The organism is Bordetella petrii, from assembly GCF_017356245.1.
Lineage (GTDB): Bacteria > Pseudomonadota > Gammaproteobacteria > Burkholderiales > Burkholderiaceae_B > Bordetella_A > Bordetella_A petrii_D.
In genome coordinates this window covers 2,912,543-2,934,635 of the sequence record NZ_JAFMZZ010000001.1, presented here as the reverse complement: position 1 = coordinate 2,934,635, position 22,093 = coordinate 2,912,543, and the positions used below count along the sequence as shown (strand labels likewise).

Annotated in this window: 18 protein-coding genes; 15 read left to right on the top strand and 3 right to left on the bottom strand. The window is 68.0% G+C overall.

Translation table 11 applies throughout. The features are described from left to right. Positions 1-22 precede the first annotated feature (22 nt). The 10 genes from clpA to J2P76_RS14100 all read left to right on the top strand — a co-directional run bounded on the left by clpA (position 23) and on the right by J2P76_RS14100 (position 14,986). Positions 23-2,350, top strand: coding sequence for an ATP-dependent Clp protease ATP-binding subunit ClpA (clpA, locus tag J2P76_RS14145; RefSeq protein ID WP_207408335.1), 2,328 nt, complete (start codon positions 23-25; stop codon positions 2,348-2,350). 2 nt (positions 2,351-2,352) lie between these two features. Beyond that, positions 2,353-3,663: a paraquat-inducible protein A gene (locus tag J2P76_RS14140; RefSeq protein ID WP_207408334.1), complete on the top strand. Its 1,311-nt coding sequence runs from the start codon at positions 2,353-2,355 to the stop codon at positions 3,661-3,663. 22 nt (positions 3,664-3,685) lie between these two features. Beyond that, positions 3,686-5,338 carry an intermembrane transport protein PqiB gene (locus tag J2P76_RS14135; protein WP_207408333.1) on the top strand — a complete coding sequence of 551 codons (1,653 nt, stop codon included), beginning with the start codon at positions 3,686-3,688 and terminating at the stop codon, positions 5,336-5,338. 3 nt (positions 5,339-5,341) lie between these two features. Next, the gene (locus J2P76_RS14130; RefSeq protein ID WP_207408332.1) at positions 5,342-5,992 is read left to right on the top strand and encodes a PqiC family protein; all 651 of its coding nucleotides are present in this window, start codon (positions 5,342-5,344) and stop codon (positions 5,990-5,992) included. Positions 5,993-6,128: 136 nt separating this feature from the next. Next, positions 6,129-9,944 carry a trifunctional transcriptional regulator/proline dehydrogenase/L-glutamate gamma-semialdehyde dehydrogenase gene (putA, locus tag J2P76_RS14125; RefSeq protein ID WP_207408331.1) on the top strand — a complete coding sequence of 1,272 codons (3,816 nt, stop codon included), beginning with the start codon at positions 6,129-6,131 and terminating at the stop codon, positions 9,942-9,944. A gap of 232 nt (positions 9,945-10,176) precedes the next feature. Continuing rightward, entirely contained in the window at positions 10,177-11,322 is a 1,146-nt protein-coding gene (locus J2P76_RS14120) for a branched-chain amino acid ABC transporter substrate-binding protein (protein WP_207408330.1), read from the top strand. A 115-nt stretch (positions 11,323-11,437) separates the two neighbouring features. Continuing rightward, on the top strand, positions 11,438-12,367 hold the full coding sequence (locus J2P76_RS14115) for a branched-chain amino acid ABC transporter permease (protein ID WP_207408329.1): 930 nt from the start codon (positions 11,438-11,440) through the stop codon (positions 12,365-12,367). After that, the gene (locus tag J2P76_RS14110; RefSeq protein WP_207408328.1) at positions 12,364-13,449 is read left to right on the top strand and encodes an ABC transporter permease subunit; all 1,086 of its coding nucleotides are present in this window, start codon (positions 12,364-12,366) and stop codon (positions 13,447-13,449) included. The genes J2P76_RS14115 and J2P76_RS14110 overlap by 4 nt, the downstream gene beginning before the upstream one ends. Then, positions 13,446-14,252 (top strand): ABC transporter ATP-binding protein, encoded by an 807-nt coding sequence (locus J2P76_RS14105; protein WP_207408327.1) that lies wholly within the window; start codon positions 13,446-13,448, stop codon positions 14,250-14,252. The genes J2P76_RS14110 and J2P76_RS14105 overlap by 4 nt, the downstream gene beginning before the upstream one ends. Continuing rightward, positions 14,249-14,986, top strand: a complete 738-nt coding sequence (locus tag J2P76_RS14100; RefSeq protein WP_207408326.1) for an ABC transporter ATP-binding protein — start codon at positions 14,249-14,251, stop codon at positions 14,984-14,986. Before J2P76_RS14105 ends, J2P76_RS14100 begins: the two co-directional genes overlap by 4 nt. Before the next feature lie 46 nt (positions 14,987-15,032). Here J2P76_RS14100 and J2P76_RS14095 read toward each other — a convergent pair whose 3' ends face one another. Next, positions 15,033-16,304 carry an MFS transporter gene (locus tag J2P76_RS14095; protein ID WP_207408325.1) on the bottom strand — a complete coding sequence of 424 codons (1,272 nt, stop codon included), beginning with the start codon at positions 16,302-16,304 and terminating at the stop codon, positions 15,033-15,035. Between the two features lie 93 nt (positions 16,305-16,397). Here J2P76_RS14095 and J2P76_RS14090 point away from each other — a divergent pair, with 93 nt between their 5' ends. Continuing rightward, positions 16,398-17,054, top strand: coding sequence for a TetR/AcrR family transcriptional regulator (locus J2P76_RS14090; protein WP_207408324.1), 657 nt, complete (start codon positions 16,398-16,400; stop codon positions 17,052-17,054). Positions 17,055-17,096: 42 nt separating this feature from the next. Here J2P76_RS14090 and amt read toward each other — a convergent pair whose 3' ends face one another. Both amt and glnK read right to left on the bottom strand, forming a co-directional pair. Continuing rightward, positions 17,097-18,335: an ammonium transporter gene (amt, locus tag J2P76_RS14085; RefSeq protein WP_207408323.1), complete on the bottom strand. Its 1,239-nt coding sequence runs from the start codon at positions 18,333-18,335 to the stop codon at positions 17,097-17,099. Between the two features lie 37 nt (positions 18,336-18,372). Further along, on the bottom strand, positions 18,373-18,711 hold the full coding sequence (glnK, locus tag J2P76_RS14080) for a P-II family nitrogen regulator (RefSeq protein WP_012249555.1): 339 nt from the start codon (positions 18,709-18,711) through the stop codon (positions 18,373-18,375). 703 nt (positions 18,712-19,414) lie between these two features. Here glnK and J2P76_RS14075 point away from each other — a divergent pair. The 4 genes from J2P76_RS14075 (at position 19,415) to rplT (ending at position 22,070) form a co-directional block, all read left to right on the top strand. After that, positions 19,415-19,669, top strand: coding sequence for an accessory factor UbiK family protein (locus J2P76_RS14075; RefSeq protein ID WP_207408322.1), 255 nt, complete (start codon positions 19,415-19,417; stop codon positions 19,667-19,669). 103 nt (positions 19,670-19,772) lie between these two features. Continuing rightward, complete coding sequence (locus J2P76_RS14070) at positions 19,773-21,299, top strand: YifB family Mg chelatase-like AAA ATPase (protein WP_207408321.1); 1,527 nt, start codon at positions 19,773-19,775, stop codon at positions 21,297-21,299. Between the two features lie 198 nt (positions 21,300-21,497). Further along, a complete protein-coding gene (gene rpmI, locus J2P76_RS14065; protein ID WP_012249552.1) occupies positions 21,498-21,695 on the top strand; it encodes a 50S ribosomal protein L35 in 198 nt (65 codons plus the stop codon). Between the two features lie 15 nt (positions 21,696-21,710). Next, a complete protein-coding gene (rplT, locus tag J2P76_RS14060) occupies positions 21,711-22,070 on the top strand; it encodes a 50S ribosomal protein L20 (protein WP_207408320.1) in 360 nt (119 codons plus the stop codon). Positions 22,071-22,093 lie beyond the last annotated feature (23 nt).

Sequence of the window (22,093 nt, the reverse complement as noted above, 5' to 3'; positions counted from 1 at the left end):
ATCGTGTATTTCGACCGCTTCGATGCGTTACGGAGGAAGCGTGATTTCCCAAGAGCTTGAAGTCAGCCTGCATATGGCTTTTGTCGAGGCCCGCTCGGCCCGGCATGAATTCATTACCGTCGAGCATCTGCTCCTGTCGCTGCTCGACAACGCGTCGGCCGTGGAAGTCCTGCGCGCCTGCGCCGCCAATCTGGATGACTTGCGCCGTAATCTGCGTCAGTTCGTGTCCGAGAACACGCCGGTCATTCCCACCGGCGCAGAAGTCGACACCCAGCCCACCCTGGGCTTTCAGCGGGTGATCCAGCGCGCCATCATGCACGTGTCGGCGGGCGGCACCGGCAAGAAGCCGGTCACGGGCGCCAATGTGCTGGTGGCCATTTTCGGCGAAAAAGATTCCCACGCGGTCTACTACCTGCAGCAGCAGGGCGTCACGCGGCTCGACGTGGTCAATTTCCTGTCACACGGCATCACCAAGCAGCCCCAGGAAGAATCCGCCGCGGCCCCGAAAGAACAGCCCGGCCTGGAAGAACCGGCCGAGTCGCGCCAGTCGCCGCTCGACCAATACGCCAACGACCTGAACGCCGCGGCCCTGGCCGGCCGCATCGATCCGCTCATCGGCCGCGAGCACGAGGTCGAGCGCGTCATCCAGGTGCTGTGCCGCCGTCGCAAGAACAACCCGCTGCTGGTGGGCGAGGCCGGCGTGGGCAAGACCGCCATCGCCGAAGGCCTGGCCTGGCGCATCACGCGCGGCGAAGTCCCCGAAATCCTGCAGGGCGCGCACGTCTACGCGCTCGACATGGGCGCGCTGCTGGCCGGCACCAAGTATCGGGGCGATTTCGAGCAGCGCCTGAAAGGCGTGCTCAAGCAGATCCGCGGCAATCCCGACGCCATCCTGTTCATCGACGAAATCCACACCCTGATCGGCGCGGGGTCGGCCTCGGGCGGCACGCTCGACGCCTCCAACCTGCTCAAGCCGGCGCTGTCGTCCGGGCAGTTGAAGTGCATCGGCGCCACCACCTATACCGAATTCCGCGGCGTCTTCGAAAAAGACCACGCGCTGTCGCGCCGTTTCCAGAAAATCGACGTGTCCGAGCCCAGCGTCGAACAAACGGTGCAGATCCTGCGCGGCCTGAAAAGCCGCTTCGAAGAGCACCACAACGTGCGCTATTCGGCCGCCGCGCTCAGCGCCGCGGCCGAGCTCTCGGCGCGCTACATCAACGACCGCCACCTGCCCGACAAGGCCATCGACGTCATCGACGAGGCGGGCGCTGCCCAGCGCCTGCTGCCGCGCTCGCGCCAGAAAAAGCTCATCGGCAAGATCGACATCGAGAACATCGTCTCGAAAATCGCGCGCATCCCGCCGCAGTCGGTGTCCAACGACGACCGCAGCAAGCTGGCCACGCTCGACCGCGACCTGAAAACCGTGGTGTTCGGACAGGACAATGCCATCGAAGCCCTGTCGGCCGCCATCAAGATGGCCCGCTCGGGCCTGGGCAAGCCCGACCGTCCCATCGGTTCGTTCCTGTTTTCCGGCCCCACCGGCGTGGGCAAGACCGAAGTGGCGCGCCAGCTGGCTTTCATCATGGGCGTCGAGTTGCTGCGCTTCGACATGTCCGAATACATGGAACGCCATGCGGTGTCGCGCCTGATCGGCGCGCCGCCGGGATACGTCGGGTTCGACCAGGGCGGCCTGCTCACCGAGGCCATCACCAAGCAGCCGCACTGCGTGCTGCTGCTCGATGAAATCGAGAAGGCCCACCCGGACGTGTTCAACATCCTGCTGCAGGTCATGGACCACGGCACGCTGACCGACAACAACGGACGCAAGGCCGACTTCCGCAACGTCATCATCATCATGACGACCAACGCCGGCGCCGAAACCCTGAACCGGCCGGCCATCGGCTTTTCCAACAGCCGGGTCGTGGGCGACGAGATGGCGGAAATCCGGCGCATGTTCACGCCTGAATTCCGCAACCGCCTCGACGCCATCATTCCGTTTGCGCCGCTGTCGCGCGAAATCATCCTGCGCGTGGTCGACAAGTTCCTGATGCAGCTCGAAGACCAACTGCACGAGCGCCGCGTCGAGGCCGTATTCACCGATACGCTGCGCGAGCACCTGGCCAAAGAAGGCTTCGACCCGCTGATGGGCGCGCGGCCCATGCAGCGCCTCATCCAGGACACCATCCGCCGGGCGCTGGCCGACGAACTGCTGTTCGGCAAGCTGTCCGACGGCGGCACGGTCACGGTCGATCTCGACGAGGCCGGCAAGGTGCGGCTCAGCTTCGACGGCGCAGGCAAATCGCCGCGTTCAGGCGCGCCCGACAAGCAGGAAGTCGAATTGGTCGACTAGCCTTGGTCCGCGAGCCCCTGATCTCGTGCGAGCACTGCGCCAGCGTTTTCAGGCGCCACGAACTGCAGCCCGGCGAGACCGCCACCTGCTCGCGCTGCGGCACCATCCTGTGGCGCTATAGCGGCCTGGGCCTGTCGGGCTGGCTGGCGCTGACCCTGTCCGCGCTGATCGTGTTCGTGGTGGCCAACGGCTATCCGGTCGTCACGATGGCGGTGCGCGGCCTGACCCGCGATGCCTCGCTGCTCGACGCGGTCTTCATGACCTGGCAGCAGGGCTACGTGCTGACCGCCGCCATGACCGGCCTGGCCGGGTTCGGCCTGCCGCTGCTGCAGTTGTGCCTGCTGGCATGGGTGCTGTGGCCGCTGGCCCTGGGGCGCGAACCCCGCGGCCTGCGGCCCGCCATGCGCATGCTGGGCCTGCTGCGGCCATGGTGCATGGTGCCGGTGTTCCTGCTGGGCGTGGTGGTGGCCGTGGTCAAGCTGGCGGGCATGGCCAGGGTCGACCCCGCGCCGGGCCTGTATGCCTTTGCCGCCCTGACCGTGCTGCTGACCATTCTTTCCCGCCTGTCGCCGCATGCCGTGTGGCGCTACGCCGAGCAAAGCGGCGTCGTGCCGGTGCACGTGCCCGGCGCGCGGCCGGGCCAGGTGCTGGCCGGCTGCCATGCCTGCGGCCAGGTACAGGCGCTGGATCCGCACGATCACGGCGGGGCCCCGCCGCGCTGCGTGCGCTGCCAGGCGGTGGTGCACTACCGCAAGCCCGACAGCCTGGCCCGCACCTGGGCGCTGCTGCTTGCCGCGGCCGTGCTGTATGTGCCCGCCAATGTGCTGCCCATCATGAACATCAACTCGCTGTTCTTCGGCGACAGCGGCCACACCATTCTGGGCGGCGTGGTCGAGCTCTGGCAGACCGGCTCGTGGGACATCGCCCTGATCGTGTTCGTAGCCAGCATCATGGTGCCGCTGACGAAGATTTTCGCGCTGGTGGCGCTGGCTGGCGCCGTGCAATGGCGCAGCGCGCTCAATTTGCGCCAGCGCACCCGCTTGTACGAACTGGTGGAGTTCATCGGCCAATGGTCGATGCTCGACGTGTTCGTCGTGATATTGTTGTCGGCCCTGGCGCACTTCCAGGGCCTGATCGAGATTTCGGCCGGCCCGGCGGCCGGCGCTTTCGGCCTGGTGGTCATCCTGACCATGCTCGCCGCCATGAGCTTCGATCCGCGCAGCGCATGGGACCTGGCGCCGCGCGACGACGCCAGGCCCGGCGCACGAACGGGCGGCGACATGCCCGCGGCGCCAGGGCAAAATACGGCGTAGCTCCAGCAAACTGATAACCGACATGGCCGAGCAAACTCCTCCACCTTCCACCGACGGCGTCGACGCCCCGGAAGTCACACGCAAGAAGCAGCGGCGCATCTCCTGGATATGGCTGGTGCCGGTGGTGGCCCTGCTGGCCGGCCTGTCGCTGGTGATCCGCACCTGGATGGAAGTCGGCCCGGAAGTTTCCATCGAGTTCAACACCGCCGAGGGCATCGAGGTCGGCAAGACCCAGGTGCGCTACAAAGACGTGGTGGTGGGCACGGTGCACAACATTCACTTCAACGATGACCGCTCCAAGGTCATCGTGCAGGCGCAACTGGTCAAGGACGCGGCCGGCCTGGCCACCGAGGGCACCAACTTCTGGGTGGTGCGGCCGCGGCTGGGCATCAGCGGCGTGTCGGGGCTGGGCACGCTGCTGTCCGGCGCCTACATCGGGGTCGACGCGGTCGACGGGGCAGGGGCCTCGAACACCGCCACCAAGTTCGAGTTCATCGGCCTGGAAACCCCGCCGCCGGTCACGCACGACCGCGACGGCAAACGCTTCGTGCTCAAGGCCCATGACCTGGGCTCGCTGGATATCGGCTCGCCGGTGTATTTCCGCCGCATCAACGTCGGGCGGGTCATCGGCTACAAGCTCGACGAAAGCGGCGACGCGGTCAACGTCGAAGTGTTCATCGACGCCCCGAACGACAAGTTCGTAACGCGCGGCACGCGCTTCTGGAATGCCAGCGGCGTAGACCTGTCGGTCGACGGCAGCGGGCTGAAGCTGCATACGCAGTCGCTGGTGTCGCTGGCGCTGGGCGGGGTGGCGTTCGCCCCCATCAATGCCAACGATTCCGGCGCCGCCGCGGCGGGCAACGAGTTCGAGCTGTATGGCAGCGAAGCCGAGGCCAGGGCCAATCCCGATGGCGATCCGGTCCCGATCCGCATGCGCTTCGACCAGTCGGTGCGCGGCCTGAGCGTGGGCGCCACGATCGACTTCCAGGGTATCGCGCTGGGCGAGGTCACGCGCATCACCGTCGATTTCGATTCCGACAAGAAGCGCTTCTATGCCATGGTCGACGCGTCGCTGTATCCCGAACGCCTGGGCTCGGTCTACGACCGGGTGCACGAGCGCGCCCTGGAATCCGGCGACGACACCGAAGGCAAGCTGCTGGCCTCGATGATCAAGCACGGCCTGCGGGCCCAGCTGCGCACCGCCAACCTGCTGACCGGGCAGCTGTACATCGTGCTGGCGCACTTCCCCAAGGCCGATCCGGTCGAATTCCGCATCTCCGACCCGGTCGTCATCCCGACGATTCCGGGCAACCTGGAACAGCTGCAGCAACAGATCACCAACATCGTCGACCGGATCAACCGCATTCCGTTCGAGCAGATCGGCCGCGACTTGCGCACGACGCTGTCGAGCACCTCCAGGCTGATGTCCAGCCTGGACAAGACCCTGGCGCCCGAGGCGCGCGACACGCTGCGCGCGGCGCGCAAGTCGCTCGACAACATCAACGAACTGCTGGCCAATGACGCGGCGCTGCCGGCCAATGCCGAACGCGCCATGCAGGAACTGGGCCGGGCGGCCCGCTCGCTGCGCACTCTGGCCGATTACCTGCAGGCCAATCCGGAAGCCCTGATCCGCGGCCGCGGCAAAGACCCGCTGCCCGGCACAACCAGGAACTGATCCATGCGCATTTCCAGATACGTCCCGCTCCTGTCCGCGCTGGCCCTGTCGGCGGCGCTGGCCGGCTGCGCCATGTCGCCGCCCGCGCGCTACTACACGCTGCAGCCGGCCCCGCAGGCGGCGCCGGCCGCAGCGCAGCGGGTGCAATACCAGATCGAAGTCGCGCCGGTGTCGGTGCCCCTGCAGGCCGACCAGCCGCAGATCATGCTGCGCCGGCACGAGGGCGACGGAGCGCTGACCCCGCTGTATTCGCATCGCTGGAGCGCGCCGCTGTCCGACGAGATCGGCGCCGCGCTGTCCGATGTGCTGACCCACACCCTGGGCGCGCTCGACGTCCAGACCCTGCAGCCGGCCGACAACGCGCCGGTCTGGCGGGTGCAGGTGGACGTGCAGCGTTTCGACATGGTGTCGGGCGGCCCGGCGCGGCTGGATGCCACCTGGCGCGTGCGGCCCCTGAACCTGAAGGGGGCCCGGGCGCTGATCTGCCGGGCCACCGTGCAAGTGCCGGCCGATGGGCAGGACATCCCGGCGCTGGTGCAGGCCCAGCAGCGTGCGGTGACGCTGCTGGGGCAGACCATCGCCTCGGCCATCCAGTCCGGCGGCGCACAGCCCGCCCCGGCCGGGCAGCAGATACAGGTCTGGGGTTGCATTTAAGGGTAAACCCTTAAAGGTTAACCATAATTCAAAGCGGGTTGCATCTTCCTTAGTATCCCGGTTTGACCGGAAGCGGCGCAGGCCGGGCACGACTGGGCCTGGCCGGCGCCGTATGAGCTGAGGAACCGAATTCATCATGGCCAGTACCACACTGGGCGTCAAGGTGGACGACACCTTGCGGGATCGCCTGAAGGCGGCCGCGCGGAAACTGAGTTGCACCCCGCACTGGCTGCACAAGCAGGCGCTTCTGGCGTATCTCGACAAGATCGAGCGCGGCCAGCTGCCAGCCGAAATCATCCATCTGTCGCAGGACGACGCCGATACCGAAGACTTCGACGCGGGCGCGCAGCCGGCCACGCCGCCGTTTTTCGAGTTCGGCCAGGACGTGCAGCCGCAGTCGGTGCTGCGCGCCGCCATCACGGCCGCGTATCGCCGCCCCGAGCCGGAGTGCGTGCCGCTGCTGCTGGGGCAGGCGCGCATGCCTCATGCCGAGAAAATCCACGCCATGGCCTCGCGCCTGGTGCAGGCGCTGCGCGACAAGCGCGGCGGCGGCGGGGTAGAGGGCCTGATCCAGGAATTCTCGCTGTCCAGCCAGGAAGGCGTCGCGCTGATGTGCCTGGCCGAGGCGCTGCTGCGCATACCGGACCGCGCCACGCGCGATGCGCTGATCCGCGACAAGATCTCGCGCGGCGACTGGCGCGCGCACATGGGCGGCTCGCAGTCGCTGTTTGTCAATGCCGCCACGTGGGGGCTGATGCTGACCGGCAAGCTGGTGGCCGTCAACAGCGAACAGTCGCTGTCCAAGGCCCTGACGCGCCTGATCGGCAAGGGCGGCGAGCCGCTGGTGCGCAAGGGCGTCAATCTGGCCATGCGCATGATGGGCGAGCAATTCGTGTCGGGCCAGAGCATTTCCGAGGCGCTGGCCAACAACCGCAAGCTCGAGGCCAGGGGCTTTCGCTATTCGTACGACATGCTGGGCGAGGCCGCCACCACCAGCGAAGACGCCGACCGCTATTACGCCTCGTATGAACAGGCCATCCACGCCATCGGCAAGTCGGCGGCGGGCCGCGGCATCTATGAAGGCCCGGGCATATCCATCAAGCTTTCGGCGCTGCATCCCACGTATTCGCGCGCGCAGCGCGAGCGCGTCATGGAAGAGCTGCTGCCGCGCGTCAAGGCGCTGACGGTGCTGGCGCGCAGCTACGATATCGGCCTGAACATCGACGCCGAAGAGGCCGACCGGCTGGAAATCTCGCTGGACCTGCTCGAAGCCCTGTGCCTGGCGCCCGAGCTGGACGCCTGGAACGGCATCGGTTTCGTGGTGCAGGCCTACCAGAAGCGCGCGCCCTTCGTGATCGACTATGTGATCGACCTGGCGCGGCGCAGCCGCCACCGCATCATGGTGCGCCTGGTCAAGGGCGCCTACTGGGACAGCGAAATCAAGCAGGCCCAGATCGACGGCCTGGAAGGCTATCCGGTGTATACCCGCAAGGTGTATACCGACGTGGCGTACCTGGCCTGCGCGCGCAAGCTGCTGGGCGCGCCCGAAGCCGTATATCCGCAATTCGCCACGCACAACGCGTATACCCTGGCGGCGGTGTACCAGCTGGCCGGGCAGAACTACTACCCCGGGCAATACGAGTTCCAGTGCCTGCACGGCATGGGCGAGCCCCTGTATGACGAGGTGGTCGGGCCCGTGGCGCAGAACAAGCTGAACCGCCCGTGCCGCATCTATGCCCCCGTGGGCACGCACGAAACGCTGCTGGCCTACCTGGTGCGCCGCCTGCTCGAGAACGGCGCCAATACCTCGTTCGTCAACCTGATCGGCGACGAGAGCATTTCGATCGACGAGCTGGTGGCCGATCCGGTCGAGGTGGCCTCGCGGATTTCGCCGCTGGGGGCTCCGCACGAGAAAATTCCCCTGCCGCGCGACCTGTACGGCCCGCCCGGCAGCGGCGCGCGGCTGAATTCCGCCGGCCTGGACCTTACCAACGAACACCGGCTGGGCTCGCTGGCGGCCGCCTTGCTGGCCAGCGCCGCCACGCCGTGGCGGGCCATGCCGATGCTGGGCGAAGACAGCGCGGCCTGGGATGCCGAGCGCGCCGTCGACGTGCGCAACCCGGCCGACCATCGCGACGTGGTGGGCCAGTGCATCGAGGCCCGGTCCGCCGAGGTCGATGCCGCCCTGCAGGCGGCCGGCAACACCGCGCCGATCTGGCAATCCACGCCGGTGGCGGAACGCGCGCAGTGCCTGCGCCGCGCCGCGCAGCTGCTGGAAGAGGGCATGCAGCCGCTGTTGGGCCTGATTGTGCGCGAGGCGGGCAAGTCGCTGCCCAATGCCATTTCCGAAGTCCGCGAAGCGGTCGATTTCCTGCGCTATTACGCCGACCAGGCCGAGCGCGAGTTCGGCAACGACACGCACCGGCCGCTGGGCACGGTGCTGTGCATCAGCCCCTGGAATTTCCCGCTGGCCATTTTCACCGGGCAGGTGGCCGCTGCGCTGGTGGCGGGCAACACGGTGATCGCCAAGCCGGCCGAGCAGACCGGCCTGATCGCCGCGCAGGCGGTGCAGGTGCTGCGCGCGGCCGGCGTGCCCGCGGGCGCGGTGCAACTGCTGCCGGGCCGCGGCGAGACCGTCGGGGCGCAACTGGTGGCCAGCCCGGCCATCGACGGCATCATGTTCACCGGTTCTACCGACGTGGCGCGCCTGATCGCGCGCACGCTGGCGGGCCGGCTGGACGACCGCGGCCACACCATTCCGCTGATCGCCGAGACGGGCGGCCAGAACGCCATGGTGGTCGATTCGTCGGCGCTGGCCGAGCAGGTGGTGTTTGACGTGCTGAATTCCGCCTACGACTCGGCCGGGCAGCGCTGTTCGGCGCTGCGCGTGCTCTGCCTGCAGGAAGACAGCGCCGATCATGTGCTGCACATGCTGCGCGGCGCGATGCGCGAATTGCGCGTGGGCAATCCCGATCAGTTGTCCACCGACGTGGGCCCGGTCATCGATGCCGAAGCGCGCGACAACATCGTGCGCCACATCGACGCCATGCGCGCGGCCGGGCACCGCGTCGACCAGGTCGAGCTGGGCGGGGGCTGCCGCCACGGCACCTTCGTGCCGCCCACCCTGATCGAGATCGGCAGCGTGGACGAACTGACGCGCGAGGTGTTCGGGCCGGTGCTGCACGTGCTGCGCTACCCGCGCGAGGCGCTGGACCAGGTGCTGGACCAGATCAACGGCACCGGCTACGGGCTGACTTTCGGGGTGCACAGCCGCATCGACGAAACCATCGGCCGCGTCACGCAGCGCGTGCATGCCGGCAATATGTATGTCAACCGCAATATTGTCGGCGCGGTGGTGGGCGTGCAGCCGTTCGGCGGCGAATGCCTGTCGGGCACCGGACCCAAGGCGGGCGGGCCGCTGTACCTGTACCGCCTGCTGGCGACGCGGCCCGCGGGCCTGCCGCCGGGGGCCGGCGGCGCCGGCCCGCTGCCGCGCGTGCTGGCGCTGCCCGGCCCCACCGGCGAACAGAACACGTACAGCCTGCAGCCGCGCGGCGCGGTGCTGTGCGTGGCGGCCACCGAGGCCGGGGCGCGGGCCCAGTACGCCGCCGTCCAGGCCTCCGGCAACGCGGCGCTGTTCCTCGATACGCCCGCCGCGCGCGCCTGGCATGCCGCCGCGCAGGCGGAGGCGGCGGTGTCGTTCCTGGCCGACGCCGAAGTGGACGGCGCGGTATTCCACGGCGTGCTGTTCGAAGGCGACGGCGATGCGCTGTGCGCCTGGAACGAGCGCATCGCGGCGCGCGACGGCCCGATCCTGACCGTGCAGGGGCTGACGCCCGACGCCCTGGCAGGCGGCGCGGCCTATGTGCTGGAACAACTGCTCACCGAACGTTCCATCAGCGTCAATACCGCGGCGGCCGGCGGCAACGCCAGCCTGATGTCCATCGGCTAAGAGGAAACCGCCATGCAGGCACGGCATGCCCCGTCCGGGCGCGGGTTATCTCCAATAGCACACGGGGTTGCACCTGGCCGAAAATCCGGTGCAACTTTTTACAAGACACTCGGGCTGAACCAATGCCGGACCCCCGGCGACGGCCAGCCCGGCATTGCCGATCAATAAAAGGCCCCCGCGCCACGAGCGGCGGCGGGCCTTTGCACCACCCCATTCACACAGGAGGGTTCATATGAAATCCGCATTTTCCCGCCCGGCCTTGCTGGCCGCACTGGCAGCAGCCTGCGTGGCTGGCGCCGTCCATGCCGAAGAAATCAAATTCGGCTTTGCCGCGCCCCTGACCGGCCCGCAGTCGCACTATGGCGAAGACATGCAGAACGGCCTGACCCTGGCCCTGGAAGAGGCCAACAAGAAGGGCATCAAGATCGACGGTGAAACCGCCAAGTTCGTGCTGGTGTCGCGCGACGACCAGGCCGACCCGCGCACCGCCGTGCAGGTAGCGCAGCAGCTGGTCGACGAAGACGTCGACGGCATCCTGGGCCACTTCAACTCGGGCACCACGATTCCCGCCTCGCGCGTGTACAACGAGGCCGGCCTGCCGCAGATCGCCATGGCCACGTCGCCCGAATACACCAACCAGGGCTACGACACCACCTTCCGCATGATGACCAGCGACACCCAGCAGGGCGCCGCGGTGGGCAAGTTCATTGTCGAGAACCTGAAAGCCAAGAAGGTCGCCATCATCGACGACCGCACCGCCTACGGGCAGGGGCTGGCCGACGAGGTCGAGAAGGCGGTCAAGAAGGCCGGCGGCGAGATCGTGCGGCGCGAGTACACCACCGACAAGGCCAACGACTTCACGTCCATCCTGACCAACATCAAGGCTTCCGAGCCCGATGCCATTTTCTACGGCGGCCTGGACGCCCAATCGGGCCCCATGAAGCGCCAGCTGGTGCGGCTGGGCCTGAAGGCCCCGCTGATCTCGGGCGAAATGACCCGCAGCGACACCTTCATCAAGCTGGCCGGCGATGCCGCCGACGGCACGTACGCCTCGCTGGCCGGCGTGCCGCTGGAAAAGATGGCGGCGGGCAAGGATTTCGCCCAGCGCTATGAAACCCGCTTCAAGAAGGCCCCCGGCGTGTACGCGCCGTACGCCTACGATGGCGCCTGGAACATGATCACCGCCATCCAGCAGGCCGACTCGGCCGATCCGGCCGACTACCTGCCCAAGCTCGCCAAGCTCGAGCGCAAGGGCGCGACCAGCGACCACATCGCCTACGATGCCAAGGGCGACCTGAAAGAAATCTCGGTCACCATCTACGAAGTCAAGAACGGCAAGTGGGAAATGGTCGAGACCATGGTCAGCCAGGCCAACTGAGCCGGCTGGCACGGCAGCCGGGCGCCGCGCGCCCGCGCTGCCGCATGACCGCCGCGCGGCACCGCCCGCGCGGCGCGGCTTTTTCTTCTATGAGCACCTGGCAGGCTCGGCGGCTATGGACATCTTCATACAACAACTCATCAACGGCCTGACGCTGGGCAGCGTCTACGCGCTGGTCGCGCTGGGCTACACGATGGTGTACGGCATCATCGGGCTTATCAATTTCGCGCATGGCGATGTCGTCATGATCGGCGCCATGGCGGCCACCATGATCGCCTCGGCCATGGTGGGCGGCGATCCCACGGTGTCGGCGTTCGCGGTGCTGGGCGCCGGGCTGCTGGTGTCGGTGCCGCTGTGCATGGCGGTGGGCTGGACGGCCGAGCGCATGGCCTATCGCCCGCTGCGCCGCGCGCCGCGGCTGGCCGCGCTGATCACCGCCATCGGCGTTTCCATCATTCTGCAGAACCTGGCCATGATGGTCTGGGGCCGCAATTACCTGAATTTTCCCCAAGTGCTGCAGCCGCAGGTGTTTGAACTGGCCGGCGCGCGCATGAGCTCGCTGCAGATGGCCATTGTGCTGATCGCCGCGCTGATCATGGGCGCGCTGCTGGCGGTCGTGCACAAGACGCGGCTGGGCACCGCCATGCGGGCCACCGCGCAGAACCGCGAGGTCGCGGGCCTGATGGGCGTGAATATCAACACCGTGATCTCGGCGGCGTTCCTGATCGGCTCGGCCCTGGCGGCGGTGGCCGGCATGATGGTCACCACCTATTACGGCGTGGCGCAGTACACCATGGGCTTCATGCTGGGGCTGAAGGCCTTTACGGCCGCGGTGCTGGGCGGTATCGGCAATCTGGTCGGGGCAATGGCCGGCGGCCTGCTGCTGGGCATTATCGAATCGCTGGGCGCCGGCTATATCGGCGATCTTACCGGCGGGTTCCTGGGCAGCCACTACCAGGACGTGTTCGCGTTCGTGGTGCTGGTGCTGGTGCTGATCTTCCGTCCGTCCGGCCTGCTGGGCGAACGCGTAGGAGACCGCGCATGAACACCGCCATGAAGAACCGCGGCCTGTCGCGCCGCAACCTGCTGGGCATTGTGCTGATCGGCGTGGCCCTGGCCGTGCTGCCGTTCGCGCTGGGCATGGCGGGGCAGAGCTGGGTGCGCATCCTGAACTTCGCGCTGCTGTACGTGATGCTGGCGCTGGGCTTGAACATCGTGGTGGGCTTTGCCGGCCTGCTCGACCTGGGCTACATCGCCTTCTACGCGGTGGGCGCCTACGCATGGGCGCTGCTGGCTTCGCCGCACTTCGGCCTGCACCTGCCGTTCTGGGCCATTTTGCCCATCAGCCTGGGGCTGGCCTGCGTGTTCGGGGTGTTGCTGGGCGCGCCCACGCTGAAGCTGCGCGGCGACTATCTGGCCATCGTCACGCTGGGCTTCGGTGAAATCATCCGCATCTTCCTCAACAACCTGAACGCGCCGGTCAACATCACCAACGGCCCGCAGGGCATCAACCGCATCGACGGCTTCAAGGTGGGCGAATTCATGTTCGGCCGCACCGAAACCCTGCTGGGCCTGCGCGTGACCGGCCCCGAAAAGTACTACTACCTGCTGCTGGGCATCACGCTGCTGATCGTGCTGGTGTGCGTGCGCCTGCAGAATTCGCGCATCGGGCGCGCCTGGGAAGCCATCCGCGAAGACGAGATCGCGGCCAAGGCCATGGGCATCAACACCCGCAACGTGAAGCTGCTGGCATTCGCCATGGGCGCGTCGTTCGGCGGCGTGGCCGGCGCGCTGTTCGCCTCGATGCAGGGTTTCGTCAGCCCCGAGAGCTTCAGCCTGACCGAGTCCATCTCGGTGCTGTGCATGGTGGTGCTGGGCGGCATGGGCAACATTCCCGGCGTGATCCTGGGCGCCATCCTGCTGGCGGCTTTGCCCGAGTTTCTGCGCGCGGTGGTCGAGCCCATCCAGCGGCTGGTGTTCGGCGAAGTGGTGCTCGATCCGGAAGGCATCCGCATGCTGCTGTTCGGGCTGGCCATGGTGTGCGTGATGCTGTTCCGGCCGGCCGGGCTGTGGCCCTCGGCGGTGCGCAAGCGCGAGCTGGCGGGCACCGCGGGAGGCCGGGCATGAGCATCATTCTTCAAGCAGAAGGGCTGGGCAAGCGGTTCGGCGGCCTGCGGGCGCTGTCCGAGGTCAGCTTCGACATCCGCGCCGGCGAGATCTACGGGCTGATCGGCCCGAACGGCGCGGGCAAGACCACGCTGTTCAACGTGCTGACCGGCCTGTATATCCCGGAAGAAGGGCGCTGCACCTTCGCCGGCGCGCCGCTTACCGGCCTGAAGCCGCATGAAGTGGCGCAGGCCGGGCTGGCCCGCACCTTTCAGAATATCCGGCTGTTCGCCAACCTGAGCGCCATCGAGAACGTCATGATAGGCCGCCATGCGCGCACCCGCGCCGGCGTGCTGGGCGCGGTGCTGCGCACGCCCGGCGCGCGTGCCGAAGAGGCCGCCATCGAGCGCCGCGCGCACGAACTGCTGGACTACGTGGGCATCGGCGCGCGCGCCAATGACGTGGCCCGCTCGCTGTCGTACGGCGACCAGCGGCGCCTGGAAATCGCCCGCGCGCTGGCCACCGACCCCAAGCTGCTGGCGCTGGACGAGCCCGCCGCGGGCATGAACGCCTCGGAAACCGTGGTGCTGCGCCAGCTCATCGAAAAGATCCGCGCCGACGGCATCACGGTGCTGCTGATCGAGCACGACATGAAGCTGGTCATGGGGCTGTGCGACCGGGTGCTGGTGCTGGAATACGGCAAAGTGCTGGCCATGGGCAAGCCGGCCCAGGTGCAGCGCGATCCCAAAGTGATCGAAGCCTACCTGGGCGCGGGCGCGGCCCACGAGGCGCCCGCGCAATCATCGGAGCAAGCGGCATCATGAGCGCATCCCAACCCTTACTGGAACTGCGCGGGCTGGAAGTGGCCTACGGCGGCATCCGCGCGGTGCGCGGCATCGACCTGCGGGTCGACAGCGGCGAACTGGTCTGCCTGATCGGCGCCAACGGCGCCGGCAAGAGCACCACGCTGCGGGCCATCTGCGGCCTGGTGCCGCTGGCCGGCGGCGACATCGTCTACGACGGGCAGTCCATCAACGGCCGCAAGTCGTTCGAGCTGGTGCGGCGCGGCCTGGTGATGGTGCCCGAAGGCCGCGGCATTTTCGGGCAGCTGACCATCGAAGAAAACCTGGCCATGGGCGCCTATGTGCGGCGCGACGCCGCGCAGGTGCGCCAGGACACGGAACGCGTGTTCACGCTGTTTCCGCGCCTGGCCGAGCGGCGCAGGCAGGCCGCGGGCACGCTGTCGGGCGGCGAACAGCAGATGGTGGCCATGGGGCGGGCGATGATCGCGCGGCCCAAGCTGCTGCTGCTCGACGAGCCGTCGATGGGGCTGGCGCCCCTGATGGTTGAAAAAGTGTTCGAAGTGGTGCGCGCCATCGCCGCCGAGGGCGTCACCATCCTGCTGATCGAGCAGAACGCCAAGCTGGCGCTGGAACACAGCCATCGCGGCTATGTCATGGAATCCGGCGAATTGACCCTGTCGGGGCCGGCGCCCGAACTGCTTACCGATCCCAAAGTGCGCGCCGCCTACTTGGGCGAAATCGAAGACGCGGCCTGAAGCCGGCACGGATGGCGGCCTGGCCGCCGTCCGTGCCTCAGGCCGTTCAGGCCGCGGCCGGCGCCGCCTGCTGCGCCGGCTTGCGGCGGATCAGCAGCGCGATCACCGCCGCCAGCACGAAGGCCATCAGGTAGCTGCCCTGCGTTTCGCGCACATAGCCGGCCATCCAGGCCGCGGTGGCGGCGCCCACCTGGTGGCCCGCGACGATCCAGCCGAACACGATGGGCGCATCGCGGTCGCCGAAGGCTTCGGTGGTCAGGCGCAGCGTGGGCGGCACTGTGGCGATCCAGTCCAGGCCGAAGAAGATCGCGAAGATCGACAGGCTGTAGAACGAGAAATCGGAATAGGGCAGGTACATCAGCGCCAGCCCGCGCAGGCCGTAGTACATGAACAGCAGCTTGCGCGGATCGTAGCGGTCGGTCAGCCAGCCCGAGGCGGTGGTGCCGATCAGGTCGAAAATGCCCATCACGGCCAGCAGCCCGGCTGCCCGCACTTCGGGAATGCCGTGGTCGCCGCAGAGCGCGATCAGGTGCGTGCCCACCAGGCCGTTGGTAGTGAATCCGCACACGAAGAACGTGGCGAACAGGAACCAGAACGTGCGCGTGCGGATGGCGCGGTTCAGGGTGCCGAAGGTAGCCGCCAGCAGGCCGGTGCGCGGCGCCGGCGCGGCTGCCGGCGTGTCGGGCGGCGTGCCGTAGGGCGTCAGGCCGACGCTGGCGGGGCGGTCGGGCACCAGCCACCAGGCCAGCGGCACCAGTGCCGCCGCGCCCGCGGCCACCGCCCACACCGCGCGGCGCCAGTCGCCCGACGAGGCCAGCGCCGCCAGGCCGGGCAGGAACAGCAGGGTGCCGGTGGCGGTGCTGGCCGTCAGCAGGCCCATCATCAGGCCGCGGCGCGTGGTGAACCAGCGGTTCACCACGGTGGCCCCCAGCACCACGGCGACGGCGCCCGAGCCGATGCCGGAGAAGACGCCCCAGGTCAGCAGCAGGTGCCAGGACTGCGTCATGAAGCTGCTGGCGAAGGTCGAGGCGGACATCAGCGCCAGCGCGCCGATCAGCACGCGGCGCAGGCCGAAATGCTCCATGGCGGCGGCCGCAAACGGACCCACCAGGCCATACAGGAAGATGCCGAGCGCCGCCGAGAACGAAACCGTGGCGCGGCTCCAGCCGAACGATTCTTCCAGGGGCACCAGCAGCACGCTGGGAGTAGAGCGCAATCCGGCGGACACTAGCAGCGCCAGGAAAATCACGGCAACCACCACGAAAGCATACGCCTGGCCGTAGTGCCGGAACGGGCGGGGAAGCTGGGATATACTCATGTTACTGACCGGTACGTAAAAGGAACTCGTATGCTACGTACCGGTCAGTAACATCGTCAAGTGAAATTTTGATTCGATGTCAGGAGTACCGCCATGGCCCGCAAGACTGTTTCCCCCGTTGCCGCTCAGCCGGCCGTGCCGCCCAAACCGGCCGCCGACCGCATCCGCGAAACCGCCCGCCGCATGTTCTACCAGGACGGCATCCGGGCCGTGGGCGTCGACGCGCTGGTGGCCGAGGCCGGCGTGACCAAACCCAGCCTGTATCGCAGCTTCTCGTCCAAAGACGAGCTGGCCGCGTCGTATCTGCGCGACTATGAGGCCGAGTTCTGGGGCAAGTTCGAGGCCGGCGGGCAGCAGCATCCCGACGATCCGCGCGCCGCGCTGATGGTGTATTTCGACGGCCTGGCCCGGCGCGCCGCCGGCAGCGGCGGCTACCGCGGCTGCGGGCTGACCAACGCCGCGGTCGAGTATCCCGAGCCCGACCATCCGGCCCGCCTGGTGGCGGTGGCGCACAAGGCGCAACTGCGCGCACGCATGGTGGAACTGGCGCGCGCCATGGGCGCCGACGATGCCGACATGCTGGCCGACGGCCTGCTGTTGCTGCTGGAAGGCGCCTTCGTGTCCAGCCAGCTGTTCGGCCGGGGCGGCCCGGCGCGCCATCTGTCCGAGGCAGCGGGCCGGCTGATCGACGCCAGCGTGCGCCCGCGCCCCGGCGGAAAGAAAATGCCCGGCGCAAAAAAAGGTGTCTGACACCCGCGGGAGTCAGACACCTGGAACAGCCGGAACCCGTGATCAGCTGTGGTAGGCCGATTCGCCGTGGCTGGTCACGTCCAGTCCTTCGCGTTCCTGGTCTTCGGGCACGCGCAGGCCGCACAGGGCGTTGGCGATTTTGTAGGCCACCCAGGCCACCACGCCCGACCACACGATGGTCAGCAGCACGCCTTCGAGCTGCACCCACACCTGGCCCAGGATATCTGCGGCGTTGGCCAGGCCCGGCCCGCCCAGCGCCTGGGCGTTGAACACGCCGGTCAGCAGGGCGCCGATGATGCCGCCCACGCCGTGCACGCCGAACACATCCAGCGCGTCGTCGGCGCGCAGCAGGCGCTTCAGGCCGTTGACGCCCCAGACGCACACGATGCCGGCCGCGATGCCGATGACCAGCGCGCCGCCAGGGCCCACCAGGCCGGCGGCCGGGGTGATGCCGACCAGGCCGGCAATGGCGCCCGACGCGGCGCCCAGCATCGACGGCTTGCCTTTCAGCGCCCATTCGGTGAACAGCCAGGCCAGCACGGCGGCGGCGGTGGCGATCATGGTATTGAAGAAGGCCAGGGTCGCGCCCTGGTTGGCGGCCAGGGCCGAGCCCGCGTTGAAGCCGAACCAGCCCACCCACAGCAGCGCCGCGCCGATGAAGGTCATGGGCAGGTTGTGCGGCTGCATGGCTTCGCGGCCGTAGCCCACCCGCTTGCCCACCACATAGGCGCCCACCAGGCCGGCCACGCCGGCGTTGATGTGCACCACGGTGCCGCCGGCGAAGTCCAGGGCGCCGCGGGCATTGAGCAGGCCGGGCGCGGTCTGCGAGGCGAACCACACCATGTGGGCGATGGGAATGTAGGCGAACGTGAACCAGATCACCGTGAACACCAGCACCGCCGAAAAGCGCGCGCGCTCGGCGAAGCTGCCCACGATCAGCGCGCAGGTGATGCCCGCGAAGGTGGCCTGGAATGACGCGAACAGTATTTCAGTCAGCGACCCCGACATCGCGTAGGCGCCGTCGGCCGGCGTGAACATGCCCGCGAAGAAGGCGCGCGACAAGCCGCCGAAGAAGGCGTTGCCTTCGGTAAACGCCAGCGAGTAGCCGTATGCGAACCACAGCACCAGCCCCAGCGCGAAGGTGCACAGCACCTGCATCAGCACCGACAGCACATTCTTGCTGCGCACCAGGCCGCCGTAGAACAGCGCCAGGCCCGGCACCGCCATCATCAGCACCAGCAGGGTGGAAACAAGCAACCAGGAGATATCCGCTTTATCCATTTTTCAGGCTCCAATGCATCTTTCTTTATCGTTGTCGTTACAGCGCGGCCTCGCCGGACTCGCCGGTCCGGATACGGATCACTTGTTCCAGCGGCGCGGTGAAGATCTTGCCGTCGCCGATCTTGCCGGTGCGCGCCGCCTGTTCGATCACGTCGATGACCTGGTCGACCAGGTGGTCCGGCACCGCGGCTTCGACGCGCAGCTTGGGCAGGAAGTCGACCGCGTATTCCGCGCCCCGGTACAGCTCGGTATGGCCTTTCTGGCGGCCGAAGCCCTTGACTTCGGTGACGGTCAGTCCCTGGACGCCGATACCGGACAGAGCCACCCGCACTTCGTCGAGCTTGAAGGGCTTGATGATGGCGATGATGAGTTTCATGGCAATTCCTCTCGTGGTTGCACTCAGGCATGCCCAATCAAGCAATATCCATGCCATCTTTCGCGCACGCGCGCCGGCGGGGGCGGCATGGTGCCTGGCGCCCGTTATCGTGCCTGGATGCTCCATGCGGGTGCACGAATGCGTGCGGGAGTCCCCGCGATGGTGCGTGGCACCGGCGCGGGGAGTCATGCAACAAAATATTTGGCCAGGGCGCTTGTTGTATCTAATTGCAGCAAACGACAGTGCTCCGGCAAGCGTCGATCGCCATCTTGCCGGCGGGCGCGGCCACGCCGGCGTTCTCTCGCACATGCGGCATGCAAGGCTGAAAAGACATTCAGCCGGCTGCACATGCGTCAGAATTCGGCGTATTTTCGATATAAATGTATCGGGTCGTCTGAAACGCGGCATTACATGCCGCCGCTTGTGACACGCTGCCAGGTCAGGAAGAATCAAGCCATACCGCATTTGCGTGCGGCCAGCACCTCAGGGTGCGATTGCTTCTGGGAGTCGCCAGGTGGCGATTCGGTTTTCTCCTGTGCTTTGAGGCGGTGCCGCGTGCGGCCCGCCCATTTTTTTTGCCGCCGGGCCGCCCCAAGGCAAAAAGCGCCCCCTTGGGGGGCAGCAAGCGCAGCGCAGCGTGGGGGGCTTTTTTGCTGTTCAGGTCTACACTGTGGGCATCAGCGAACACGAATGCGAGGATGTCATGAACCGCACGCAATGGATTGAAGATTTCCAGAAGAACCTGTCCGACCTCATCGCCCGCAGCCCCGCGGCCGACCTGGAACGCAACGTGAAGGCCATGATGGGCCAGGCTTTCACGAAAATGGATCTGATCACGCGCGAAGAATTCGACGTGCAGGCCGATTTGCTGGCGCGGGCGCGCGAGCGGGTCGACCAGCTCGATGCGCAGGTGCGCCAGCTCGAGGCCCGCGTGGCCGCGCTGGAAACCAGGCCGTAGCAGGGCGCCCGCGCCCGCGCGGCGCGACATTCCCGTCGCACCGGCGCCATCGGCGCGCGCCGGCTGCACGCATACTGGCGGCTGATCCATCTTCGGGGCCGCCATGACTCTCGCCATTCTTGCCAGCCGCGCCCTGTCGGGCGCGGAGGCGCCCGCCGTGCGCGTCGAAACGCACCTGGGGCCGGGGCTGCCCGCCTTTACGGTGGTGGGCCTGCCCGACACCGAGGTGCGTGAAAGCCGCGAACGGGTGAGGGCGGCCATTCTCAACAGCGGCTTCGAATTTCCCAACGGCCGCATTACCGTGAACCTGTCGCCGGCCGACCTGCCGAAAGCCTCGGCGCGTTTCGACCTGCCCATCGCGCTGGGCGTGCTGCTGGCTTCGGGCCAGGTGGCCGTGCCCGGACCCGGCGGCGACGCCGCGCCGGCCGGGCTGCAAGACCTGGTGCTGGCCGGCGAGCTTTCCCTGACCGGCGCCCTGGTGCCGGTGGGCGCGCCGCTGGCCCTGGCGCTGGCGGTCGCGCGCGAGCAGCCTGATGCCGCCCTGGTGCTGCCGGCCGGCAGCGCGGCCGTGGCCGCCTGGGTGCCCGGCCTGCGGGTGCTGGCCGCTGGCACGCTGGCCGAGGTGGCCGCGCACCTGGCCGGCAGCGCGCCGCTGGCCCGTGCCGAGCCCGGTGCATGGCCGTCCGCGGCCACGCCGCCGTGCCTGTCGGACGTGCGCGGCCAGCCGATGGCGCGCCGCGCGCTCGAAGTGGCGGCGGCCGGCGCGCACAGCCTGCTCATGGTGGGGCCGCCCGGCGCCGGCAAGAGCATGCTGGCCCAGCGCCTGCCGGGGCTGCTGCCGCCCTTGTCGCGCACTCAGGCGCTCGAGGCCGCGGCGCTGGCCGGGCTGGCCGTGCCCGCCGGCGCGGCCTCGGCCCTGCAGGGCCAGCCGCCGTTCCGCGCGCCGCACCATGGGGCCTCGGCGGCGGCGCTGATCGGCGGCGGGGCCCGCCCGCGGCCGGGCGAGGTCAGCCTGGCGCACCACGGCGTCCTGTTCCTGGACGAGTTGCCCGAATTCGACCGGCGCGCCCTGGAATCGCTGCGCGAACCCCTGGAAACGGGCAGGGTGGCCATTGCCCGGGCCCGCCATACCGTGCAGTATCCGGCGCGGTTCCAACTGGTGGCGGCCATGAATCCGTGCCCCTGCGGCTGGCGCGGGCATCCGGCGCGCCCCTGCACCTGCACGCCCGAGCAGGTGGCGCGCTACGTGGGCAAGGTGTCGGGGCCGCTGCTCGACCGCCTGGACCTGGCGATCGAGCTGCCGGCCGCGGCGCCGGACTGGCTGGACGCCCCGCCCGGCGAACCGTCCGAGGCGGTGCGCGCCCGCGTGGCCCGCTGCCGCGAGCGCCAGCAGCAGCGCCAGGGCGGCCCGAACGCCGGGCTGCAGGGGCCCGCCATCGACGCCTGCTGCGCCCTCGACGCCGATGGCCGGGCGCTGCTGCAGCAGGCCATGCGGCGGCTGCACGGCTCGGCCCGCGCCACCCACCGGGCCCTGCGGGTGGCGCGCACCGTGGCCGACCTGGACGGGCGCGAGGCCATCCAGGCCCGCCATGTGGCCGAGGCCCTGCAGTACCGCTGCACGCTGCGCTGAACCGGGCCTGGCGCCCGATTCGACAAAAACCCCGAAATCACCATATAATCAAGGGCTTTTCCCGGTTCGCCAGGAAAAAACCAGAAGTGGATCCAGGTATATCAAGCCTTGCCTCGAAGCCTTGCCCGGGCACGCCCCAGGCACTTTGGCGGCCAAGCACCTGTGGTTCATGTAATTCAATCAAATCTAGGAATCATCATGCCCAAGATGAAAACCAAGAAAAGCGCGTCGAAGCGCTTTCAGGTTCGCGGCAGCGGATCCATCAAGCGTGGCCAGGCTTTCAAGCGCCACATCCTGACCAAGAAAACCACCAAGAACAAGCGCCAGCTGCGCGGTTCGGCGGCGGTTCATGAAACCAACGTGGCCTCTGTCAAGGCCATGATGCCTTTCGCTTGATAAAGGAGATCCACTATGCCTCGCGTCAAACGCGGCGTTACCGCCCGTGCTCGTCATAAGAAAGTCATCGCCGCCGCCAAGGGTTACCGTGGCCGCCGCGGCAACGTATTCCGCATCGCCAAGCAGGCGGTCATGCGCGCCGGGCAATACGCCTACCGCGACCGCCGCAACAAGAAGCGCACCTTCCGCGCTCTGTGGATCACCCGCATCAACGCCGCCGTGCGCGAGCAGGGCCTGAGCTACAGCGTGTTCATCGCCGGCCTGAAGAAGGCCTCGATCGACCTCGACCGCAAGGTGCTGGCCGACCTGGCCGTGCGCGACAAGGCCGGCTTTGCCGCCATCGTGCAGCAGGCCAAGGCGGCATTGTCCGCCTGATCGCGCCGGTCGCATCGCGCATC